19 protein-coding genes and 1 pseudogene are annotated in these 22,226 nt (G+C 47.1%); 8 read left to right on the top strand and 12 right to left on the bottom strand.

Annotated features, from left to right (window positions below; all coding sequences use genetic code 11):
• Window positions 1-11: 11 nt before the first annotated feature.
• The 3 genes from alr to EYB58_RS06990 all read right to left on the bottom strand — a co-directional run bounded on the left by alr (window position 12) and on the right by EYB58_RS06990 (window position 3,040).
• A complete protein-coding gene (gene alr, locus EYB58_RS07000) occupies window positions 12-1,184 on the bottom strand; it encodes an alanine racemase (RefSeq protein WP_111953748.1) in 1,173 nt (390 codons plus the stop codon).
• Window positions 1,184-2,032, bottom strand: coding sequence for an aminotransferase class IV (locus EYB58_RS06995; protein ID WP_111953750.1), 849 nt, complete (start codon window positions 2,030-2,032; stop codon window positions 1,184-1,186). Before EYB58_RS06995 ends, alr begins: the two co-directional genes overlap by 1 nt.
• Window positions 2,033-2,203: 171 nt before the next feature.
• Window positions 2,204-3,040, bottom strand: coding sequence for a class I SAM-dependent methyltransferase (locus EYB58_RS06990; protein WP_111953752.1), 837 nt, complete (start codon window positions 3,038-3,040; stop codon window positions 2,204-2,206).
• A 111-nt stretch (window positions 3,041-3,151) separates the two neighbouring features.
• On the opposite strand from EYB58_RS06990, the gene glk reads away from it, so the two are divergent.
• Window positions 3,152-4,177, top strand: a complete 1,026-nt coding sequence (gene glk / locus EYB58_RS06985; RefSeq protein ID WP_111953754.1) for a glucokinase — start codon at window positions 3,152-3,154, stop codon at window positions 4,175-4,177.
• 105 nt (window positions 4,178-4,282) lie between these two features.
• Window positions 4,283-5,080 carry a sulfite exporter TauE/SafE family protein gene (locus tag EYB58_RS06980; protein ID WP_111953756.1) on the top strand — a complete coding sequence of 266 codons (798 nt, stop codon included), beginning with the start codon at window positions 4,283-4,285 and terminating at the stop codon, window positions 5,078-5,080.
• A 371-nt stretch (window positions 5,081-5,451) separates the two neighbouring features.
• On the opposite strand, the gene EYB58_RS06975 is transcribed toward EYB58_RS06980, so the two are convergent.
• Both EYB58_RS06975 and EYB58_RS06970 read right to left on the bottom strand, forming a co-directional pair.
• The gene (locus EYB58_RS06975; RefSeq protein WP_111953758.1) at window positions 5,452-7,368 is read right to left on the bottom strand and encodes an aconitate hydratase; all 1,917 of its coding nucleotides are present in this window, start codon (window positions 7,366-7,368) and stop codon (window positions 5,452-5,454) included.
• Window positions 7,369-7,645: 277 nt separating this feature from the next.
• Complete coding sequence (locus EYB58_RS06970) at window positions 7,646-8,302, bottom strand: methyltransferase (protein WP_111953760.1); 657 nt, start codon at window positions 8,300-8,302, stop codon at window positions 7,646-7,648.
• Between the two features lie 221 nt (window positions 8,303-8,523).
• On the opposite strand from EYB58_RS06970, the gene ispG reads away from it, so the two are divergent.
• The 4 genes from ispG (at window position 8,524) to EYB58_RS06950 (ending at window position 15,289) form a co-directional block, all read left to right on the top strand.
• On the top strand, window positions 8,524-9,618 hold the full coding sequence (gene ispG / locus EYB58_RS06965) for a flavodoxin-dependent (E)-4-hydroxy-3-methylbut-2-enyl-diphosphate synthase (RefSeq protein WP_111953762.1): 1,095 nt from the start codon (window positions 8,524-8,526) through the stop codon (window positions 9,616-9,618).
• Entirely contained in the window at window positions 9,602-11,107 is a 1,506-nt protein-coding gene (proS, locus tag EYB58_RS06960) for a proline--tRNA ligase (protein WP_111953764.1), read from the top strand. The genes ispG and proS overlap by 17 nt, the downstream gene beginning before the upstream one ends.
• A gap of 128 nt (window positions 11,108-11,235) precedes the next feature.
• Complete coding sequence (locus EYB58_RS06955; RefSeq protein WP_111953766.1) at window positions 11,236-13,395, top strand: RelA/SpoT family protein; 2,160 nt, start codon at window positions 11,236-11,238, stop codon at window positions 13,393-13,395.
• A 574-nt stretch (window positions 13,396-13,969) separates the two neighbouring features.
• Window positions 13,970-15,289 carry a PhoH family protein gene (locus EYB58_RS06950; RefSeq protein WP_111953768.1) on the top strand — a complete coding sequence of 440 codons (1,320 nt, stop codon included), beginning with the start codon at window positions 13,970-13,972 and terminating at the stop codon, window positions 15,287-15,289.
• A 184-nt stretch (window positions 15,290-15,473) separates the two neighbouring features.
• Here EYB58_RS06950 and rpmB read toward each other — a convergent pair whose 3' ends face one another.
• The 7 genes from rpmB to aroB form a co-directional block, all read right to left on the bottom strand.
• Window positions 15,474-15,668, bottom strand: a complete 195-nt coding sequence (gene rpmB, locus EYB58_RS06945) for a 50S ribosomal protein L28 (protein ID WP_020589339.1) — start codon at window positions 15,666-15,668, stop codon at window positions 15,474-15,476.
• A 90-nt stretch (window positions 15,669-15,758) separates the two neighbouring features.
• The gene (locus tag EYB58_RS06940; protein ID WP_111953770.1) at window positions 15,759-16,430 is read right to left on the bottom strand and encodes an outer membrane protein assembly factor BamD; all 672 of its coding nucleotides are present in this window, start codon (window positions 16,428-16,430) and stop codon (window positions 15,759-15,761) included.
• 1 nt (window position 16,431) lies between these two features.
• Window positions 16,432-17,346: a thioredoxin-disulfide reductase gene (gene trxB, locus EYB58_RS06935; RefSeq protein WP_111953772.1), complete on the bottom strand. Its 915-nt coding sequence runs from the start codon at window positions 17,344-17,346 to the stop codon at window positions 16,432-16,434.
• A gap of 11 nt (window positions 17,347-17,357) precedes the next feature.
• Window positions 17,358-17,684 carry a thioredoxin gene (trxA, locus tag EYB58_RS06930; protein ID WP_111953774.1) on the bottom strand — a complete coding sequence of 109 codons (327 nt, stop codon included), beginning with the start codon at window positions 17,682-17,684 and terminating at the stop codon, window positions 17,358-17,360.
• 168 nt (window positions 17,685-17,852) lie between these two features.
• The gene (gene rbr, locus EYB58_RS06925; protein ID WP_111953776.1) at window positions 17,853-18,428 is read right to left on the bottom strand and encodes a rubrerythrin; all 576 of its coding nucleotides are present in this window, start codon (window positions 18,426-18,428) and stop codon (window positions 17,853-17,855) included.
• Window positions 18,429-18,491: 63 nt separating this feature from the next.
• The gene (locus tag EYB58_RS06920; protein ID WP_111953778.1) at window positions 18,492-18,923 is read right to left on the bottom strand and encodes a Fur family transcriptional regulator; all 432 of its coding nucleotides are present in this window, start codon (window positions 18,921-18,923) and stop codon (window positions 18,492-18,494) included.
• A 206-nt stretch (window positions 18,924-19,129) separates the two neighbouring features.
• A complete protein-coding gene (gene aroB, locus EYB58_RS06915) occupies window positions 19,130-20,167 on the bottom strand; it encodes a 3-dehydroquinate synthase (protein ID WP_111953780.1) in 1,038 nt (345 codons plus the stop codon).
• A gap of 388 nt (window positions 20,168-20,555) precedes the next feature.
• Between aroB and EYB58_RS24700 the strand changes: the two are divergent.
• A pseudogene (locus EYB58_RS24700) lies at window positions 20,556-21,178 on the top strand (hypothetical protein); the annotation flags it as partial.
• 407 nt (window positions 21,179-21,585) lie between these two features.
• Window positions 21,586-22,224: a hypothetical protein gene (locus tag EYB58_RS06905; protein ID WP_131072020.1), complete on the top strand. Its 639-nt coding sequence runs from the start codon at window positions 21,586-21,588 to the stop codon at window positions 22,222-22,224.
• The last annotated feature ends 2 nt before the right edge of the window (window positions 22,225-22,226 follow it).

The raw sequence follows: 22,226 nt of genomic DNA, 5'->3' as shown, positions 1-22,226 counted from the left end.
GCTCCTTGGTTTTACAGGTATGACAGAGGCATTCGCCCGGTCAGGCCTGTGGTGACCTCGTAATTGATGGTCCCGGTGAGACCGGCGATGTCGTCTGCCGAAATCCGTTCATTTCCCTGGGGACCGAGGATGATGACATCGTCTCCGGGCTTGACCCCTGGAATATGCCCCACATCTATCATGGTAAAGTCCATGGTGACCCGGCCCGCTATGGGGGCTTTTTTGCCTTTGACCAGCATTTGTCCCTGGTTGGATAAAAGCCGGCTGTACCCGTCTGCATACCCGATGGGCACCGTGGCAATCACCGTGGGAGTCGTGGTGACATGGGTGCAACCGTAAGATACGCTGAAATTTTCAGGCACGGCCTTGACATAAATGACTTTTGCCGTGATGGACATAACCGGCGCAAGCTTATGCCGTGTGATGTCCACCTCATGGGAGGGGGCCATCCCGTACATGGCAACGCCCGGGCGCACCATGTCAAAATGGGCTTCGGGCAACTCAAGAACCGCCGCAGAATTGGCGGCATGGCGGATTTCCGGGCGGATTCCCATATCCGCAAGCATGGCAACCATATCATTGAACCGGGTCAGCTGGCCCTTGGCATGGGTTTTGTCAATGACGTCTGCCTTGGCAAAATGGGTGTAGGCGCCTTCCACCCTGAGACCTTTCAGGTCTGCAATGTCCCCGGCCTGACGTATGCCTGCCGCTTCCCCATATTTGGGGGTGACCACGCCAGGATGAAGAAACCCCAAACGTCCCATGCCCGTATCCAGCTTGAGATGAATGTTCAGCCTGGTATTTAAGGCTTGGGCAGCAGCAGACAGGGCTTTAGCTGTCTGGATATCCGCCACGCTTGCCCGGATGTCGTGGGTCGCAAGAAAGGAGACCTGTTCGGGCAGGGCTTCTCCCAAAAGAAGAATGGGGGCTGTGATACCGGCATCTCTCATGGCAACGGCTTCGGAGATCCGGGCCACAGCAAGAAAATGGCTTCCGTTTTCCAGGGCGGTTTTTGCGCATTGTATCCCGCCATGCCCATAAGCATTGGCCTTGACCACGGCGCAGAACCGGGTATCGCTTGGAATCAGGCGTTTCAGGGTTCGTACATTCTGTCCAAAGACGGACAGATCCACCTGTACCCGGCTTTGGGGCTCAAGGACTGGTTGTGCCTTGGGGGAATTCATCAGTCTGCTTCTCCACGACCGTATGCTGTTGTGTAGGCTTTCCAGTCCGCCAGCAGAGCACGTGTTTTTTCTCCGGGTTTGCCGTCGGCTATGACCGTATCGTCCACCTGGATGACGGGTACGATCTCTTTGTTGGATGCCGTAATAAACACTTCATCCATGTCGGCTATATCTGCCTGGGGAATAAAATCCAGGACAATGTCATATTTTTTTTCTAAACGTTCCAGCACGGCACCCCGGGTTACGCCGGGTAGAATGTCGACGGGCGGGGTGATCAGGGTGGTGCCTTTGAACGCGAAAAGATTGGTGGTGGTGCCTTCGAGCAGGCGATTGTCCCTGTTTTTGTAGATGGCTTCAACGGCGCCCTGGCTGCGGGCCTTTTGCTGGGCAAAAACGGCTGACAGATAGTTGCTGCTCTTGGCTTCGGGGATAAATCTTTCCATATCCACGGTGATGATTTTGGTGCCTTTGGTGTACCACCAGTCCGGCAGTTCATGTTTGGGCGTGGCCATGACCATGAGGATGCCGTTTCCCTGGGGGGTTACACCGTCAGAGCTGATGCCGCCCGTGTAGACAATACGGATATTCTCCTCTTTGTGATGCGAATTTTTTTCTATGGTCTGCATGACAATGTCGCAGATATCTTTGTTGGAATGATTCAGTTCAAGTCCGATATGCCGGGCGGAATTTTCCAGACGTTCCACATGTTTTTCCAGGCGGAAGGGCCGTTTGTTATAGGTGATCAGAAAGTCAAATACGCCAAATCCCCTTAATACGGTGATGTCTTTTACAGAAAGCGTGGCCTTGTCTTCGGATACGAATTTGCCGTCAATATAATAAGTGTCCATGGGTTGCTCCGTTTGTTGCGAATATGCCTTGACTTGCGGGCGGGTAACTGTCTGTCCGAGGCTTCAGGCGTGTGCTCATAATTAACAGATATAGAATATGGTGATTGGCGTCAATGAGGAATTGAATCAAGTCCATAAAGATAATAAAACTATGTGTTAAATATATTCTTTTTAAATAAAATTGGATTTTATCCAGATGTATTCCACGCAAAGCACCGCCTGTTCTTTGAAATTTTGTTCCATGTTTGCGCCAAATTGTCCGGCATTTTCCCCGAAAACCAGGCCCGGGTTCAAAGGGCCTGTGCCCCTGGCTTTTTTAATGGCATTGATCTTTTTCCACCAAAGCGCCGCACTGTGTGTTTTATCTTCACTGAAAACAAGTTCAAATCCGGCCTTTTTTGCATATTCCCCAAGATCTTGCCGGGAACAGAGCATGGAGGCCGACTCGTTAGCGGCCCAGGGAACAGGGTAACGGGGGGCAGGGCCGGGGCCATCCACAATCTCGTGCAGGATCAGCTTGCCCCGGGAGGCCAGTACCCTTGAAAGTTCGGCAAAGGCCTTTGGTTTATCTTTGATGTTGAGTAGTACATGCTGGCAGAGCACGGCGTCAAAAAAGTTGTCCGGGTAAGGTAACGCCATCAGGGACCCCTGTTTCAAGTTTATGGTGCCGTCCTCTGCAAAGCCGCACCACTGATTTAACACGTTTGCGGTTTCAATGAAGTCTTTGGACAGGTCAATACCATGGACAACAAGACCGAACTTTTGTGCCAGAAGCCGGGATGTGCCGCCAATGCCGCAGCCTGCATCCAGAATGGTCATGCCTTTGTCTAAACCGGCCTGTGCCACCAATTCGAGGGTGGCAGCCCCCCCCCCCGTATGAAGTTGGTCCACCGGGGCAAGATCCCGCAGGTTGATCTGTTCGGGAATTTTGCCTGCTTTTTCAAGGCCCTGACGAATTTTTGCCCCAAGCCCCGGGCGGGTGTAATGGGTTTTAACCGAGCTTATCATGGTTTTTCCTTGTTAACACTCCTAAAATTGTTGAAAAAAGCCTATATTTAAAAGAATAGTGTTGTCAAACCAAACAGATTCATACCCTTTTATTACACAGGTGTAAAACCCATGATGCTTGCAGGAGATATCGGCGGCACAAAAACTATGCTTGCGGTCTATGCCGACAGAACTCAAGTGCCGGCAAATCCGGTTCACGAAATCCGCTTTAAAAGTGCCGATTATCCATCGTTTGAAACCATTGTTCAAGAATTTTTAGATCAGACCGGTGCAAAACCCCAGGCTGCCTGTTTCGGGGTGGCAGGTCCGGTAAAGGACCGCCATTCCCGGATCACCAATCTGCCCTGGAACATCGATGCTGATGAAATTGAGCAGGCCTGCGGTATCCCCAAAATCTCTTTGATTAATGATTTAAAAGCCATTGCCGTTTCAGTGCCCCATCTGGGCAAAGACAGCCTTTCTACCCTGAACCCGGGAATTGCCGATCCCAAAGGAAACAAAGCGGTTATTGCACCAGGTACGGGCTTAGGCGTTGCCTTTCTGGTCTGGGCCGGTGCGCGGTACCATGCCTTTGCCAGCGAAGGGGGGCATACGGCCTTTTCTCCCCGGGATGCCCAGGACCTTAAACTTCTGAAATTTTTAACCCGGCGGTATGGCCACGTCAGTTTTGAACGGGTGTGTTCGGGAAGCCATCTGCCCTGTATTTATGAATATTTTTTGGAAAATAAAATTTTTCCGGAACCTGCCTGGTTAGGGGAAAAGCTGGATGCGGCGATGGACAAAACACGGGTGATTGTGGAAACCGCCCTTGAAAACAAGGCTGATATCTGCGAAGCCACACTGGATATGTTTGTCCGGGCCCTTGGCGCGGTCACCAGCAATATGGCTGTGACGCTTTTGCCCACAGGCGGCATCTATCTGGGCGGCGGCATACCGCCTCGCATTCTTAAAAGGCTGGCCCAGCCCGATTTTTTAGGCCGCATCGCCGACAAGGGCCGTTTTTCTTCATTGTGCGCCAATATGCCCGTTCATGTAATTCTTGATCCCCAGGCGGCTTTGCATGGTGCTGCCTGGTATGGGTTTGAGAAAGGGTTGTCGGGTGGACAAACGCGCAGCGTTGCCCACCATCTTCTCTAACAGTGGGCCAAAAAGCGTGCCCTCCCTAACTATTCATTGCTTTTTTACCTTAATTTTATATATTGATCTTTTTGTCTAATTGATTACGGATAAAGGACTGAATAGATGATTTATATCGCGTTGTATTTGGCTATAGGTGGTGTGGCCGGTGTACTAGCCGGACTTTTAGGTATTGGCGGCGGCCTTATAATTGTTCCCATGCTCACGTCGGTTTTTACGCACCAAAATGTGGCCCATGAAGTCATTGTTCACATGGCACTGGGCACGTCTTTGGCAAGCATTTTGTTTACGTCGGTTTCAAGTATGCGTTCCCATCATAAACGCGGCGCTGTGGTCTGGCCCGTAGTATTCAGAATCACGCCGGGTATCCTGGTGGGGACATTTACAGGGACCTGGATTGCCTCCATGCTTTCCACCAATTTTCTTAAATGTTTTTTCGGTATCTTTTTATACTATGTGGCCACCCAGATGCTCATGGGAATGAAACCCAAACCCACCCGGGACATCCCCGGCACAGCAGGCATCTTTGCGGCGGGCAGCATCATCGGTGTATTTTCAAGCCTTGTGGGCATTGGCGGCGGTACCCTGTCCGTACCGTTTCTGACCTGGTGCAATACCAAAATCCATAAAGCCATCGGTACTTCTGCAGGTATTGGGTTTCCCATTGCCGCAGCCGGGTTCATAGGGTATGTGATCAACGGGCTTGGTGCACCGAACCTGCCGCCCTTCTCCCTGGGATTTGTTAATCTTGGCGCCTTGGCAGGAATTGTCGCGGCCTCAGTGCTCACTGCGCCCATTGGGGTGAAACTTGCCCACAACCTGCCCGTTGATAAGCTCAAACGTGTTTTTGCCGTGCTGCTTTACGTGGTGGGCACAAGAATGCTGATCTCTGTGTTTTGGTAATAGTAGGTTTTTCCTTTTGCCTTGCTAAGGACCGCAGATTAAATAAGTTGGGCAGAAATAACGCCGAATTTTGGTTCATCTACAAGGTGCATTAAAGGTTGAATAGCAGGCCGATTGGACCTTTGATGCAACGAAGAAGATGGGCCAAAAGGTAAGCTATTTTGTTCAAGGTATTTAATCTGCGGTCCTAATTATATGATGGCTTTTAAATCCCTCCTTTTGAAATGATGTGTATCGATTAGAGAGGGATACTTCTTCGAATTCATATTCTTAAAACAAAAAAAGGGGATAATCTATTGATTATCCCCCTTTTTTCTTATGTATGTCGGGGAATGGCGTTTCCCGACCTTAGCACTTTAATTATACAGTGGTTATCCCTTGTAGGTCGCTTTAAACTGAGCCAGAGCACCACCTAGTTTAAGCGTGGGGATCATGTCTTTGTCAAAAGCAGGTTCAAGGGGAAGTTTTTCTCCATTGACCTCAAGGAACAGATCTCCGGCCAGGTTTGTGGCATCAAAGGATACGGTGTCGCCCTGTTTAATTTTGTCATAGTCAGCCGGGTTCTTAAAGGTCATGGGAACGATACCGAAGTTAACCAGGTTGGCCACATGGATACGGGCAAAAGATTTAACAATGACAGCGCGGATGCCAAGCCATCTTGGGCAAAGTGCAGCATGCTCACGGGAACTTCCCTGACCGTAGTTTTCAGCACCAATAATGAAACCTTCTCCGCCGGCGTCTCTGTGAGCCACAGCGCGTTCGGCGAAGGTGCTGTCAACCTGGTTGTAAGTTGCCTGCATGGCATATTCTTTAACATTGGAGCGCAGGGGCAGGAATACACCGGCAGGCTGGATGTCGTCAGTACTGATGTTGTCGCCGGTTTTAAGCAGAACTTCGCCTTTCACAACGTCGGGCAGCGGTGAGAATTCAGGCAGTGCCATGATGTTGGGTCCGCGAACAACGCCTTCGGACTTATCGGCCTTATCCGGCATGATGAAAGAATCCGTGTCGATAACAGGCGGAATGACGTTAATGGCAATGTCTTTTGCTTCAGGAACGGTAATTTCACCGGTCAAGGCACTGGCCGCTGCAACAAGCGGGCTGATCAGATGACACTGGGCGTCGTCCGTACCTGAACGTTTCGGGAAGTTACGGTTGAAAGTTCTGAGGGTGATACCTTCACTTGGGGGGGAACCGCCCTGGCCGATGCAGGCGCCGCAACCATTCTCCATGATTCTGACGCCGGAATTAAACATCATTGAGATGTAACCTGCGTCGGCAAGCTGCATGGCAACGGATCTGGAACCCGGATATAGCAGGGTATCAACTTTAACACGTTTGCCTTTAAGGGATTCTGCAAATGTGGCGATATTTTCAAAGGAGCTGTTGGTACAGGAACCGATACAGACCTGATGAATTTTAGTTCCGGCATGATCTTTAACTTTTTCAACATTACCCGGAGAGGGATAGATGGCGATCAGCGGTTCGATTTCAGACAGGTTAACATTAATTTCTGCATCATAGGAAGCGCCTTCATCTGCGGACAGTTCGGTGTAGTCACCACCGCGACCACGGCTTTCCAGGAAGGCTTTGGTGTTTTCATCACTTGGGAAGATAGAGGTGGTGGCACCCATTTCAGCACCCATGTTGGTGATGGTGGCACGTTCTGTCAGAGACAGGGTTTTAACGCCGGGACCTGCATACTCAAAGATAATGCCCTTGCCGCCTTTTACGGATACGATTTCCAGCATCTTTAAGATGACGTCCATGGCCATACAGTTTTTGGCCAGCTGACCGGTCAGGTTAACCTTGGTCACCTTGGGCATGGGCATGGTGTACATGCCTGTAGCCATTGCCAGTGCAACGTCATATCCACCAGCACCCATGAAGATCGCACCTGCACCACCGGCATTTACAGTATGACTGTCAGCACCAACGCCTGTCATACCGGGTTTAACGAAGTTTTCCATATTGGTGAAATGACAGATACCGGTGCCCGGCGGAGAAAAGATGATGCCAAGTTTTGCGGCAACAGTTCTCAGGTATTGATGGTCATCCGGGTTTCTGAAACCCGATTGGAGCATACTGTGGTCAACAAAGTTTACAGCAAGGGGTTTTACTTTATCAACGCCCATGGCTTCCAGCTGAAGCATACACATGGTACCTGTGGCATCCTGTGTGAAAGCCTCATCAATCTTGATTTTAATCAATTCTCCGGGTGCCGGCAATTCAGCCGGTTCGACCAAGTGGTCTTTAAGAATTTTGTGTGTTAAACCTAAAGCGCTCATTTTACCTCTCTTCGTTTATGGTTATGATCAATGCCTCGATCCAAACGGAATTCTTTGAAAGCACATGAACCATACTTTCATCCCCTTAAGCCGAGGACTCAAATTTTTATCTCCGATAGTACGATTATCTGAGCTGCAAGTACGCCAATCATGTTTTTAGGATAGTAAGATGCTTTTTGTCAAGAAATATTAAATATGTTAAAATTAGTTTATATTAATTATAAAATTTTATGGATTTACATTGAAAATTCAGTGGCGGTTCCTAATTGATTCTTCATCATTTGGGATATGCCATGAGAAGACGATTTTTAGGCGTGATTTCTACAGGAATCTTTTTTGTCATCACTGTATATCCTTTGCCGGCCAATTTGAATGCCCGTGTGGCATCCACGGCCAGGGGGCCGTCCATCCAGCCTTCAAGGCCGCCTGTGTCGCAAGCGTCAAGATCATGGCAGCATGGAAGCACCGCAAGTTTTGCCCTTGCCGACAACGCTTTTTCAATAACCGTATCTGTAAGCGTACCACAGGCATGTACGGATACAACAATATCCTGGGAAGATAGTTCTACCTGCTCAAGGGGCATCTGGCTAAAAAAAATTCTATCCTTTAACCGGGGCCATGTGTTGATCAAATTTTGGGACAGCGCGTTTGCATTTTGTGGAATATGCGTATCAACGGCAAGGGCGTTGGGCGAGGTATCATCTATTAATAGTAAAATATGGGAAACCAGACCGTGGCCACATGCCAAATCCACTATTCTGCCACCCCGGAAGATCCTTCTGATTCGCTTTGCCACCTCCCATGCTTCGTAAAGTTCTTTTCTCGGCAGCGTCTGGGACCGGCATACCGCCCTTGCAATTTTATCAAAAAGGGTGTCCTTGGGAAATAACGCCTGTTGATGTATGGTGAGCCTGTTTTTAGAGGATTTTTTCATGTTGGAACGTACAATACAAAGATGCATGTAAAAAAACAAGGGACCGAAATTCGGGGGGCTTCAGGGCTTTATTGGCTTTTTACCCTTGTCCCGGCGATGGCCTGTCAGCAATATCTTGAAAAAAACTATCCCAATATGGTAAGTTAATCGGTTATAGAAATATGCTTGCATCTGAAAATTGCGATGCAGGCATTTGCTTTTTTAAAATAAGGATTTAATTTATGCCGCTGCTCAAAGAACGCCGGAAAACCCGGCAGATAAAGGTGGGATCACAACCCGTGGGCTCCGGGGCACAGGTTTCGGTTCAGTCCATGACCAATACCCAGACCCAGGATGTGCAAGCCACTATAAATCAGATATTGTCCCTGGAAAAGGCCGGGTGCGAAATTATCCGGGCAGCCGTGCCGGATATGGAAGCGGCCAAGGCTTTAAAAAAAATTAAAGAAAAAATTCACATCCCCTTGATTGCCGACATCCATTTTGACTGGCGGCTGGCCATTGCTTCGGCCGAATCCGGTGTGGATGGGCTGCGGATCAATCCGGGGAATATCGGCACGGCCGACAAAATAAAAGCAGTTGTGGACTGTGCCAAGGTCCACAACCTTCCCATCCGCATCGGGGTAAACGGCGGATCTTTGGAAAAAGAAATTGAGAAGCAATACGGTGTGACGGCCCGGGGCATGGTGGAAAGCGCTCTTGCCAATATCCGGATTTTAGAAGATCTGGGGTTTTATAATATTAAGGTCTCCTTGAAGGCTTCGGATGTGGAACGTACCGTGGAGGCCTACCGGCAGCTTTCCCCGTTGACCGACGTGCCCCTTCATGTGGGGATTACCGAGGCGGGTGGGCTTTATGCCGGCATTACCAAGTCCGCCATCGGCATCGGCATGCTGCTGTCCGAAGGAATCGGGGACACCATCCGGGTTTCGCTGACCCGGGACCCGGTGGAAGAGATCCGTACCGGGTATGAAATTTTACGGGCATTGGGTTTGCGTCAACGGGGTCCGGAGCTGATTTCCTGTCCCACCTGCGGGCGGTGTAAAATAAATTTGTTTAAAATTGCCGAACAGGTAGAAAAAGCTTTACTTGAGCGCTCAGCACGGATTAAAGTTGCTATTATGGGATGCGTGGTCAATGGTCCGGGAGAAGCCAAAGAAGCGGACATCGGTATTGCCGGTGGTGACGGCATGGGAATTTTGTTTAAAAAGGGAAAAGTTATCCGCAAAATTGACCAGGCGTATCTTGTGGATGAATTGATAAAAGAAATTGACGCAATGATCTTAAATGCGGAGGAAATAAATGGGAAAGAAAGTTAAAACCGCCATCACCCCCACCAGGGAAGAAGATTATTCCCAGTGGTACCAGGAGGTGGTAAAAGCCTCGGACATGTCAGAAAATTCTCCGGTCCGCGGATGCATGGTGATTAAACCCTGGGGATTTGCGATCTGGGAAAACATCCAGCGTCAGATGGATGCCATGTTCAAGGAAACCGGGGTAAAAAACGCCTATTTCCCATTATTTATTCCCCTAAGCTACCTTGAAAAAGAGGCCGAGCATGTGGACGGCTTTGCCAAGGAGTGTGCCGTTGTCACCCATCACAAGCTGGAAAAGGGCGAAGACGGCCGGCTTGTACCGGCCGGGGAGCTGGCCGAGCCATTGATTGTCCGGCCCACATCCGAAACCATTATTGGTGAGTCCATGTCCAGATGGACCTCATCCTACCGGGATCTGCCCATTCTTTTAAACCAGTGGGCCAATGTGGTGCGCTGGGAAATGCGCACGCGCATGTTTCTGCGCACCAGTGAGTTTTTATGGCAGGAAGGGCATACGGCCCATGCCACCAAAGATGAGGCCATGGAACGTACCCTTCAAATGCTGGAAATTTACGCCAGGTTTGTTGAGGAGCGGCTGGCCATGCCGGTAATCAAAGGCCGTAAGAGTGAATCCGAACGGTTTCCCGGGGCGGATGACACCACCTGTATTGAAGCCATGATGCAGGACAAAAGGGCGCTTCAAGCCGGTACCTCCCATTTCCTGGGCCAGAATTTTGCCAAAAGCTCCAACATAAAATTTCAGAATGAAGCGGGCCAGGAAGACTATGCATGGACCACGTCCTGGGGAACATCCACCCGGATGATCGGCGGCATGATCATGGTGCATTCCGATGATGACGGCCTGGTCGTCCCGCCGCGCATTGCCCCGGCCCATGTGGTGATCCTGCCCATTATCAAGAAGGGGGCTGACAATTCAGGTGTTCTGGAAAGCGCTGAAACCCTTAAAGTTGCCCTAAGACAACAGACCTATTACGGCCTGCCCGTGGAAGTGGAGATCGACAGTCGGGATATCGGTGGTGCCAGGGGTTGGGAATGGGTGAAAAAAGGTATTCCGGTGCGCGTGGAACTGGGTCCCAGGGACATTGAAAATAACAGTGTGTTCATGGCCCGCAGGGACACCGGTGAGAAAAAGGGGCTTAACAGGGATGAATTTATAAATACCATTGCCGACATTCTGGATGACATCCAGGACACCTTGTTCCAGCGTGCCCACGCTTTTCGGGAAGCCAACACCGTTTTCATTGATGAAAAAGATAAGTTTTACGATCTGTATAAAAACGCAAAAGGGTATAACAACGGCGCGTTTGTCATGGCCCACTGGTGCGGATCAGGGCAGTGTGAAGAAAAAATAAAACAGGATCTGTCCGTAACCATTCGGTGCATTCCCTTTGACAGCCCTGACGAAGAGGGAACCTGTATTTGCTGTGGTGCAAAAAGTGATCGACGGGTTCTGTTTGCCAAGGCCTACTAACAGTCATGGGGCGACCTGGTCTATCAGCACCCAGGCGCAACCCACAACAAAACATGAAAGCCATTTAACAACTCATTGGGATTTTCATATAAAAAAACTTAAAACAACGCAACAACCGGTAGGATAAAATGATTCGAATCACCGACATATTGGACAAAATTTATGAATATAGTCCAGATGCGGATGTCTCGCTCATTGACCGGGCTTATATCTATTCCGCCCGGGTTCATGAAGGCCAGGTCCGGCTCTCTGGAGAACCTTATCTATCCCACCCCCTGGAGGTTGCTAATATCCTGGCAGACATGAAGCTGGACATGGAGAGCATTGCTGCGGCCTTGCTCCATGATGTCATTGAGGACACCCCGGCCACCAAAGAAGATATTTCCGATATGTTTGGTCCCGGGGTCGCGCATATTGTGGAGGGCGTAACAAAGCTGTCCGCCCTGCATGCGGCCACCAAGGTCGCCCAGCAGGCAGAATCTCTGCGTAAAATGATTTTGGCCATGGCAGATGATATCCGGGTTGTTCTCATCAAGTTGGCAGACCGTCTGCACAATATGCGGACCCTCAAATACCACAAAAAACCTGAAAAACAGGCCGCCATCGCCCAGGAAACCCTGGATATCTATGCACCCATCGCCGCACGTCTTGGCATCTTCTGGATTAAAAATGAACTGGAAGAAATGGCCTTTTTTTACACCCTGCGTGAAGAGCACGATCGTATCCTTACCCTGGTTAATAAAGCCAAGGACGAGCAGGAAGCATATATTGATGAGGTCTCAAACTCCCTGCATTATAAAATGGATGAGATGGAATTGCCCTGCCAGATCAAGGGACGGTTTAAATCCTTTTACTCCATTTACCAGAAAATGTTGTCCCAGGGCCTTGAATTTCATGAGGTTTATGACATCATTGCCTTTCGCATCATCCTGGACACCGTGCCCCAGTGTTATGCTGCCATGGGGGCGGTTCACTCCATGTGGAAACCCATATATTACAAAATAAAGGACTATATCGGCAATCCCAAGCCCAATATGTACCAGTCCATCCACACCACGGTAATCGGCCCCAAGGGTGAACGGGTGGAAATTCAGATCAGGACCCATGAAATGAACCGGGTGGCAGAATCCGGCATAGCAGCCCACTGGTCATACAAGGAAGGTAGCAAAATTGACGAAAACACCGGCGAACTGTTTGCCTGGATTCGGAATCTTGTGGAGAACCAGGAAAACCTCAAAGATCCGGATGAATTCCTTGAAAATGTGCGCATAGATCTCTATCCCGGAGAAATTTACGTATTTACCCCGGCAGGCGAGATCAAAACGCTTCCCAAAAAGGCCACACCCGTTGACTTTGCTTACCGGATTCACACGGAGGTTGGGGCCCAGTGCACAGGTGCCCGGGTCAATGGTAAGCTTGTACCCTTTTCCCATGAACTGCGTACCGGCGATACCATTGAAATCATAACCACCAAAGGACACAACCCCAGCCGGGACTGGCTCAATTTTGTTAAAACAGTTAAGGCAAAGACAAAAATCAGGGCCTATATCAATGCCAGGGAAAAGGAGCGAAGCTCTTCCCTGGGACGGGAAATGTGTGAGAAAACATTCAGAAAACGTAATCAAAATTTCAACGCCCTGATCAAGTCAGGTGATATCGGCAGGGTGGCAGAGTCATTGGGATTCAAAACGGTTGACGACCTGATCGCCCATGTGGGGTTCGGACAAATGACAGCGCTTCAGGTGCTGAAACGGGCTGTGCCGGAATTTGAAAAAGATCCAGAGGATACCGATGCTGCCGTTATTGAAAAAATAGTTTCCCGGCCTTCGGACAAACGGACCAACGGGGTTATTGTAAAAGGACTCAATGATATTCTGGTCAAGTTCTCAAAATGCTGCAATCCTTTGCCCGGAGATCCCATAATCGGATATATCACCCAGGGCCAAGGGGTCGCCATCCACCGGAAGAACTGCATTAACGTTTTAAAAATGAGCAGTGAACGGATTATTGACGTCGAATGGGCCAATGGTATTAAGGAATCATACCCTGCATCCATTAGCATCAAGACAGACGATCGCCATGGCCTTCTGGCCGACATTGCTGCTGTCATTTCCAAGGCTGGTATCAATATTTTAAACGCGCACTCGGAAACATCGGACGAGGGCATTGGGGTTTTTTATTTCACCATCATGGTGGAAAGTTCGGGACAGCTTAAAAAAGTTATGGCAGAACTTCGCCGGGTAAAAACCGTTAACGATGTCAGGCGGATCGTTACTGTAGACACTTGATTCGTTAATTCGAGAATCAGAAGAAATAAATTCCGATGCTTTTTAGGACCGCGGATTAAATAAGTTGGGCAGAAATAACGCCGAATTTTGGTTCATCTACAAGGCGTATTAAAGGTTGAATAGCAGGCCTATTGGGCCTTTGATACAACGAAGTAGATGGTCCAAAAGGCAAGCTATTTCGTTCAAGTTATTTAATCTGCGGTCTTTAATGCAGGGTCGCTTTGGGGGGCAGCGTGTAAGATTGTTGTTCCTTCATCATTTCCTAACTAAACTTTTGGATAATTGAGTATATAACAAAGAATTTTTCATTTATGCTCAAGATAGTCGGGTTCACTTTAATCGTGTAGGAAATTCCATCCCTAACCGCCCGCGCCAAGGGTGATCAGTTAGTCGGTACGGCCCGACTTTAACATTAACCTTTAACCTGGAATATTATGGTAAACGTCTTCAATTTACCAGCCCCCGCCAGAAGACCGGAAATGAAAGGTCCGTTACCCCACTTCCTTGTTCTCGATCAACACCTGAATCAACACCATCTTGATTTTAAAATTTTTATTTTAATGCGGAGATTTGTATGAAAAAAATATTTATCCTGGATACCAACGTTATCCTTCATGACAGCGGATGCATTCATCAATTCAAAGACAATGATATTTACATTCCCATTACGGTTATTGAGGAACTGGATAAATTTAAAAAAGGGAATAATGTCATTAATTGCAACGCCCGGGACTTTCTAAGGACCCTGGATGCATTGTCCAGTGATACAATGCTCAACGGCGGGGTTCCCATTGATAACGGAGAGGGCAGTATTGCCATTCGGCTTGACACCGCTTTGGATCCCATAATTAAAAACAATTTTAATGAGATTACCCCGGATGTCAGGATCATAAATATTGCCTATGCCATTGCCAAAGAAAACGATTTTAAAAATGTTGTTTTTGTAAGCAAGGATGTAAATTTGCGCTTGAAAGCTCGGTCCATCGGTTTAAAAACTGAAAATTACAATTCCCAGTATGTTGAAAACATTTCCGAGATGTACACGGGTATGAAGGTGGTAAATAACATTGGCTCCCAGGTACTGGACGAACTGTACCAAAAGCCCTATGAAATCCACACCGAAAGCCTGGGAGAAGATGTTGCGCTTTTTGCCAATGAAAATGTGATATTGAAAAACGGATCCAAATCCGCCTTGGCCTATTTTGACGGTGCAAGCCGGACCGTGAAATTGATTCAGCCCAGAATATGCTACGGCATCAAACCTCGGAATTCGGAGCAGACATTTGCCCTGAATGCCATGCTCAATCCGGATATATCCCTTGTTACCATTTCCGGCAAAGCCGGTACCGGAAAAACCCTGCTGGCCTTGGCCGCGGCCCTGGCTAAAAAGCAGTTCTACCGTCAGATCTTCATTGCTCGGCCCGTTGTTCCGCTTAGCAACAAAGATTTAGGGTTTCTTCCCGGAGATGTGGCTTCCAAACTAGACCCATATATGCAACCCCTGTATGATAACCTTTCTATTATACAGAATCATTTTAATGAAAATGGTTCCAATGGAAAAAAGATCAAGGAGCTGATAGAAGAGGAAAAGATCGTTATCACACCAATTTCATACATAAGGGGGCGGTCTATTGTACGGGTGTTTTTTATCGTGGATGAGGCCCAGAATCTGACACCCCATGAAGTAAAAACCATCATCACCCGGGCAGGAGAGGGTACAAAAATTATTTTTACGGGAGACATTTTTCAGATAGACCACCCTTATCTGGACACCCAGACCAATGGGCTTGCGTATATTATAGAAAAAATGAAGGGTCAGAATCTTTATGCGCACATCAATCTTGAAAAAGGTGAGCGTTCTGAACTAGCAGAACTGGCTTCAAAAATATTATAACCAAAATTCAATCAACAAAATTCCGGTATGCTCACACATACCGGAATTTAGTGATAATATCTTTAAGCCTGGAAAAATAAAAAAGTAACTTTTTACTTAGTGCTGAACGTGAACCCGTGTTTGGACAAAAAAGTTATCCAGATGCAACGACGCAGATAAGTGCCTTTTTGTTCAAACACTCTTTTTAAGAGGCTTTGGTTACTTTTCCCGCCTTAATGCAGGACGTACACACATCAATTTTTCTGACGCAACCAGGCTTAATCACCGCCCGAACTCTCTGGAGATTGGGATTGAAGCGCCTTTTATTGAGATTATGAGCATGGCTGACATTGTTGCCGACCATTGGTTTCTTTCCACAGATTGCACATTCTTTAGACATATTTATATACTCCTAATTCCTAATAAAATCGCTATATCAAAATTAAAACCCGAAACGAATACAATATATTAAAATAAAAGTAAAGGGTTTTTATTTTTCTTCGTTGTCGGATTCGACTGCTTTAATGTGTTCAGACATCTTGGGAATATTTTCAAGGGCGATCTGACTCTGATCGGTCCCGGCATAGTTTTCTACAATATACTGGTAACGTTTCAGTGCAGCCTCGTATTTTTTTGTTTTGTTATAAAAATCGGCGACATACAACTCATGGCTGACTATATTATCAATGCAGGCATCAATGTGCGCCAAAGCGTCCTGGCTGTATTCATTTTCAGGGAACAGCCGGATCAGTCTTTTAAACTCAGCCATGGCCTTTTTTGCAGGCGTTGCATCCCTGTCTATGGTGTTTATCTGATTAAACCAGCACATGGCGATCTGGTTGATAATATAGGGTACAGCCTCATTTTTAGGATGCAGTTTCTCAAAATTTTCATAGGCTGCAATGGCCTCGGGATATTCTTCAAGATGAAAATGAGCATCTGCAATCTTTAATTCCGCCAGAATGGCATATTTACTGAACGGATACCAGTCTTTCAGGTCCGTATAGGCCTTGACCGCATCCTCGTAATCCTCATTCATAAATGAAGCAGCCCCTTCAGCTGCCAGCTGCTGGGCGTTTTTGTTCATCTGATGGTTTTCTTCAAACAGGGCACACCCTGACAGAAAAAGAAAGACCATTCCTGCAATGAGAAATTTTTTCATTTTATGAATTCTCTACATAGTGCTCTGCGCTGACCGCAGCCACAGCACCGTCTCCCACAGCCGTTGCAATCTGGCGCAAAGGTGTATCCCTGACATCGCCGATGGCGAACACACCGGGCACATTAGTCTGCATTTTGTTGTCCACCATAATGAAACCGCCTTCATCTGTCTTCACATCACCTTTTATAAATTCGGTGTTGGGCAGAATGCCGACCCAGATAAAGCAGCCGTTCGCCGCAATTTCCGTCTCATTGCCGGTTTTTAAATTTTTCACATTGACTTTCTCAACGCCGAAAAGACCATCCATTCCAGTCACTACACTATCCCAGAGGAACTCCATTTTGTCGTTGGAAAAAGCTCTTTCCTGAAGAATCTTGGTGGCCCGCAGTTCATCTCTTCGATGAACCAGATATACTTTTTTAGCAAATCGAGTGAGGAAAATGGATTCCTGGACCGCTGTATCCCCGCCGCCCACGGCTACCACCACTTTATCCCGAAAAAAAGGCCCGTCACAGGTGGCACAAAAGGAGACGCCTTTACCCATGAACTTATCCTCGCCGACCCCTAGCTTCCTGGGAGATGCGCCCGAGGCAATGATCAGGGACTTGGTTTTAATGCGTTTTTCCTTGAGAATAACTTCCTTGCTTGTCCCGGAAAGATCAAGACCCTGAACCTCTGCCGTTTCAATGTCTAACCCCAGAGCCAGCGCCTGTTCTTTTATTTTTTCGGCTAGATCAAACCCGGAAATACCTTCGGGGAACCCAGGGTAATTTTCAATCCAGTCCGTTACAAGGATTTGACCGCCGGGAACGGCTCTTTCAATCAGCAAAACATTCATCCGAGCCCGGGCTGCATACAGTCCTGCGGTCAGGCCAGCCGGCCCGGCCCCGATGATCACCAGATCATATTCACTCATTGGAAATCTCCTTAAAGAACGCTCTTGATTGCCTCTTCAAGTTTTTCCTTTGCCACCATACCGGTAATTTGATTTACAACCGCTCCATCCTTGAAAAAAATAAGGGTTGGAATGGCCTGTACATTATGTTTACTGGGGCTTATGGGGTTATCGTCCACGTTGACCTTGGCAATGATTATCTGATCTCCATATTCAGCGGCCAATGCTTCAAGGGTAGGGCCAATGGCTTTGCACGGGCCACACCAAGGTGCCCAGAAATCGACCATAATAGGCTTTTCAGAAGTTTTTAACAGTTCGTCGAAATCTTCATCATCAAGATGAATAATATTTTCCGCCATAGCTATTTCCTATTTTTAGGTTAAAATTATCGTAACTATAAGTTCATAATCGGATTTTGTCAATTTTGGACGCCAAAAATCAGCAGGGCTTTTGAAAAGGGATACGCCCTGTCCAGCAAAAGAACAACGCGTATCCCTATCACGAATCGGGGAAGGTAACCTTACAGGCTACCAGTTTTCACCGAGAATTTCAAAATGAGCCTGGGGATGGGCACAGGCGGGGCACATTTCAATTGCCTCAATTCCTTCATGCAGATAACCGCAGTTCCGACACCGCCAGGTCACCGGGGCATCTTTTTTGAAAACGGTGCCTGCCTCAATATTGGCCGCTAGATCATTGTATCTTTTTTCATGCTGTTTTTCAGCAACAGACACCATCTCAAAAACCATGGCAATGGCATCAAAGCCCTCTTCCCTGGCAATAACGGCAAATTCCGGATACATTTGGCTCCACTCCTCATGTTCTCCGGCCGCAGCCGCTTTCAGGTTTTCCAGTGTGGTACCAATGACACCGGCAGGAAAAGTGCCGCAAATCTCAATCTCTCCGCCTTCAAGAAATTTAAAAAAGCGTTTTGCATGCTCTTTTTCCTGGTCTGCAGTTTCGGCAAAAATTGCAGAAATCTGGACATACCCGTCCTTTTTAGCCTGGCTGGCAAAATAGGTATAGCGCATTCTTGCCTGGGATTCACCAGCAAAGGCGGTGAGCAGGTTTTTTTCAGTTCTGGTTCCTTTCAAACTTGCCATAATTAAACTCTCCTTAATTCCTTAAATGTAATGGTTATATGTGGTGCGTTGCCGCTATCCACGTTACTCTTTTTCACCTGCCGTTTTGCTGCGACAGTAGTTACAATAACCTGTCAGGCAGATCCTTTTTCCCGTGATTAAAAATTTTTTTTCTATGTTCGGGGGCAGGGTTAACCTGTCCACGGAATCTGTCTGAAAATCAAATATCTTGTGACAGGACACGCAGTAAAAATGGTGATGTGCTTTTTGATTTGGATCAAACCGTCTGGGATCACCATGGCCTTCCACAATATCAATCATATGGGCTCCGGCAAAGGTCAAAAGCGTTCGATTCACTGTATCTATACTGATATTGGAAAACTGTTTTTTTACCTCTCTATGGATCTGTTCTGCATTGGGATGGGAAACAGACGCTGTTAACACCTTGTAAATTGCTACTCGCTGGGGTGTAATTTTCAGCTTGTTTGCCTTGCATTTTTTGTAAAATAGATCCAATCAGTTTTCCTTTTGGTTAAATCCTAAATAGGATTAAATCCTATTTAGGATGAATAGTCAATAATATTTTTGCCCTCATTAAGTCATACGGATATGTGCGAGATTGATACATATCTGCTGTACCTGTCACATTGTATTCAGGGCCGGAGTTACATCCATTTTAAAATCAGGGTAAAGAGAAAAAAATGTGAAAATAATAACGAACATTAGACAAAATAGCCACGGATAAAACCATTTAAGTTATCATAGCTTATGTTCTCCACCCTGGCCTGCCCGATTTGTTCAAGAAAAACAAAAAAGAGATTCTTGCCTTGTTTTTTCTTATCCCTGGATGCCGCCTCAATGATCTGTTCCGGGGGGAAGTCAAAGTCAACAGGCAGTCCAAGTCCTAAAAGTAACTCCTTGATTCGGTCCACATCCCCTTGATTGATGTACCCTCTCTGTTGGGAAAACTGTGCTGCCGCTACCATGCCTGCGGCGACCGCACGACCATGGCCGGAAGGGTTGAGTTTTTCAAACGCATGTCCGATGGTGTGACCGAAGTTAAGCTTGCGGCGCTCACCGGCCTCCCGTTCATCTGCCTGGACCACACGGGATTTAATGTCCACTGAATCCGCAACCATCCGGAAAACCGTTTCCCGGTCCAGGGCCAGGGCTTTATCCCGGTTATTTTCGATAAACTCCAGAAGAGGTCGATCGCTGATCAGTCCATGTTTGACAATCTCGGCTAAACCGTTGGAGATTTCCCTGTCCGGCAGGGTGTACAGCATGTCGATATCACACAGGACAAACTGTGGTTGGCAGAATACCCCCACCATATTTTTAAAGGCATCCAGATTGACGCCGTTTTTGCCTCCAACGCTGGCATCTACCTGGGAAAGAAGGGAGGTGGAAACAAAGCCGAAACGGATGCCCCTTAGAAACACAGATGCTACAAATCCGGCAATGTCACAGACAATGCCCCCGCCGATAGCCAGCAAAAAACTTGACCTGTCGCACCCGACCTTAATCATTTCCCGCAGGATATATTCCACAGTAGCAAGGGTTTTGATTTTTTCCCCGGAACCGATGGTGATTACATGGCCGGCAGGCAAGGATGCACCGTAATGCTTGAGGATGTTTTCATCGGTAACAATAACCACAGAACCCTGGTCCGGCAGGTACTCTCCTACACGGGACAAGGACTCTCCCACATGGATGGCAGATGTTCCCTGCCAGCCCTCAACTGTAAAGGTTTTAATCATATTTTTCGCCTTGGGAAATGATATGGTTGAAATTCATTTTTTCAGTTAGCATGTTTGTTCTCCCGTTTTTTATCAAGATTCGTTGGCTTGGGCAATGGAATTGCTGAAACCACGACAAATTGGGTGAACAATCCGGATTAATGTACTACTCGTTAATCTATTGCTCAACTTTCGGTGCTTAAAAACAGCAGCGAATAAGACTGTAACTAATTGAATTTGCAATATGAATTGACGAATTTCACTTTATATGACATGCTTCGTTTACCACTAAACAAACATTTCAGACAAAGGAAATTCGTCAAAATGAATACTACCCTTACCGACCTACAAAATCAAATAACAAATTCAAAGTCGATAAGGGCGCTGCTTACACTTTTCGAACTCTCCGACATATAACTGGCGGCGGTTTACCCTTCATCTTTGCCGCCGGATTTATTTTGTCATCAGAAAGCTTCTTGATGATTCTTCCGAAGAAGTTCTTATTTTTGACGATTCTACCTTAATGGACTGTTGGTTTTCGATGCCATCAGTAATAGCAGATTTGCGCGAACACATACACGTCATATGCATGCTGAAAGATCATCCAAAATGGTGTTATGAATATCAAGGCAAAAAGCATAGGCTGTCCGACCTCTATGGGATATCGAAGTCTTTTTCAAAATGTGCAAGCAACACCTGAAATTGGTCAAAGAAATACAAATTAGGAACTACGATGGCCTGATCGCTCATACATCTCTTGTTATTGCCAGATATAACATGCTCAGCCTTTATCAGCGGCAATGTGTGGATCAAAGGTCATTCGGGGAACTTTTCAGGGCCTGTAATGATGAGATGAACAATCTATCTTTTATAGTTTCTTTGGAGCGGATCATGCGTTTAGCTTTGGTAAATATTCGGCGACTGTTTGATTTTAGCGGGCGTATGGTACAGGAGGTGCTTGATCAGGTGATGGGTCAAGCTCTCAAGTGTTTTGGCTTTTCAAGTGGTCCTGAGGAATTATTGGGGGTGTAAATTTATTCCTCCGAAAGTTGAGATCCCAAATTGGATGGTATGTTGAATGATGGTGTCATATTGTGCTTGACAAACGTGCATACAAATAGTTCGATTCAGTCGGGGAGCGGTGTTAGAGGCAGAAGTCATCATTTCCCTTCATTGTTATAGTTGCTGTTCGCACTTCAACCATAACTCAGGAAATAAATTTTTTCAGTCTATTTCATCGCTCCCCGCCCCAGTCCCCCAAATCCGTTATAATCAGTTTTTTTTGTTAACGAAATGTTGTTTTTAAGTGTCAAGGGTGTTGAGGTCAAGGATTGGAGGAATCCGGAAATACCATTAATTTTATTGGGTTTTCATGCGATTTTCCGACCAATCCAGGTGAAAATACTTTCATAAAAACAAAAAACTGGTATATTACCCGGATGCAAAAGCTTAGAATATTTCCACACATTCCTTTAAAGGTGCCACGGCATAAGATACTGAAACGCTTGGGGTATCAGCGCCGTGAAAATGAAATTTCACAGAGGATGATGTCCGAGGTGGACACTTGGATCACCTATGCGGCAGACCATATCCATCTCAAAGCCACGGCCTGCATCGGGGATATACAGATTGACCACCAAAACAAAACCGTTGCGTTAAAGCAATCCGATACGGTGTTTGAAAGCGCCAGGTTCACCCGGTTTCTGGGGAAGGCCGACCAGTTGCTCATTATGGGTATTACCGGCGGTCAAGCTGTTGCAGATGAGATTAAACAGCTTCAGAAAGACAAAAGAATGACCGGGGCTGTAATTGTGGACGCCGCGGCATCTGAAATTGTCGATGAAGGATTTGACTGGCTGATGGCATTATTTAACAAAGAGCTGGTGAGAGAACGAAAAATGTTGAAATTAAAGCGGTTTTCTGCTGGTTATGGAGACTTTGACATCCGATTTCAGGCAGATGTATATCAAATTCTTAAAATGGAAACGCTTGGGGTGGCCATAACGGAAACCTGTATCCTGATACCGGAAAAAAGCGTTACCGCATTTTGCGGTATTTCAAAAGTGACAGGGGAGTAAAA

Origin of the sequence: Desulfobacter hydrogenophilus, assembly GCF_004319545.1 — a bacterium.
Classification (GTDB): domain Bacteria; phylum Desulfobacterota; class Desulfobacteria; order Desulfobacterales; family Desulfobacteraceae; genus Desulfobacter; species Desulfobacter hydrogenophilus.
This window is presented reverse-complemented; position numbering and strand designations above follow the sequence as displayed.

Excerpts from the sequence above, each read along its gene's own strand:
- alr (WP_111953748.1), bottom strand. The coding sequence starts at position 1,184 with ATGAATTCCCCCAAGGCACAACCAGTCCTTGAGCCCCAAAGCCGGGTA.
- EYB58_RS06995 (WP_111953750.1), bottom strand. The coding sequence starts at position 2,032 with ATGGACACTTATTATATTGACGGCAAATTCGTATCCGAAGACAAGGCC.
- EYB58_RS06990 (WP_111953752.1), bottom strand. The coding sequence starts at position 3,040 with ATGATAAGCTCGGTTAAAACCCATTACACCCGCCCGGGGCTTGGGGCA.
- glk (WP_111953754.1), top strand. The coding sequence starts at position 3,152 with ATGATGCTTGCAGGAGATATCGGCGGCACAAAAACTATGCTTGCGGTC.
- EYB58_RS06980 (WP_111953756.1), top strand. The coding sequence starts at position 4,283 with ATGATTTATATCGCGTTGTATTTGGCTATAGGTGGTGTGGCCGGTGTA.
- EYB58_RS06975 (WP_111953758.1), bottom strand. The coding sequence starts at position 7,368 with ATGAGCGCTTTAGGTTTAACACACAAAATTCTTAAAGACCACTTGGTC.
- EYB58_RS06970 (WP_111953760.1), bottom strand. The coding sequence starts at position 8,302 with ATGAAAAAATCCTCTAAAAACAGGCTCACCATACATCAACAGGCGTTA.
- ispG (WP_111953762.1), top strand. The coding sequence starts at position 8,524 with ATGCCGCTGCTCAAAGAACGCCGGAAAACCCGGCAGATAAAGGTGGGA.
- proS (WP_111953764.1), top strand. The coding sequence starts at position 9,602 with ATGGGAAAGAAAGTTAAAACCGCCATCACCCCCACCAGGGAAGAAGAT.
- EYB58_RS06955 (WP_111953766.1), top strand. The coding sequence starts at position 11,236 with ATGATTCGAATCACCGACATATTGGACAAAATTTATGAATATAGTCCA.
- EYB58_RS06950 (WP_111953768.1), top strand. The coding sequence starts at position 13,970 with ATGAAAAAAATATTTATCCTGGATACCAACGTTATCCTTCATGACAGC.
- rpmB (WP_020589339.1), bottom strand. The coding sequence starts at position 15,668 with ATGTCTAAAGAATGTGCAATCTGTGGAAAGAAACCAATGGTCGGCAAC.
- EYB58_RS06940 (WP_111953770.1), bottom strand. The coding sequence starts at position 16,430 with ATGAAAAAATTTCTCATTGCAGGAATGGTCTTTCTTTTTCTGTCAGGG.
- trxB (WP_111953772.1), bottom strand. The coding sequence starts at position 17,346 with ATGAGTGAATATGATCTGGTGATCATCGGGGCCGGGCCGGCTGGCCTG.
- trxA (WP_111953774.1), bottom strand. The coding sequence starts at position 17,684 with ATGGCGGAAAATATTATTCATCTTGATGATGAAGATTTCGACGAACTG.
- rbr (WP_111953776.1), bottom strand. The coding sequence starts at position 18,428 with ATGGCAAGTTTGAAAGGAACCAGAACTGAAAAAAACCTGCTCACCGCC.
- aroB (WP_111953780.1), bottom strand. The coding sequence starts at position 20,167 with ATGATTAAAACCTTTACAGTTGAGGGCTGGCAGGGAACATCTGCCATC.
- EYB58_RS06905 (WP_131072020.1), top strand. The coding sequence starts at position 21,586 with ATGCAAAAGCTTAGAATATTTCCACACATTCCTTTAAAGGTGCCACGG.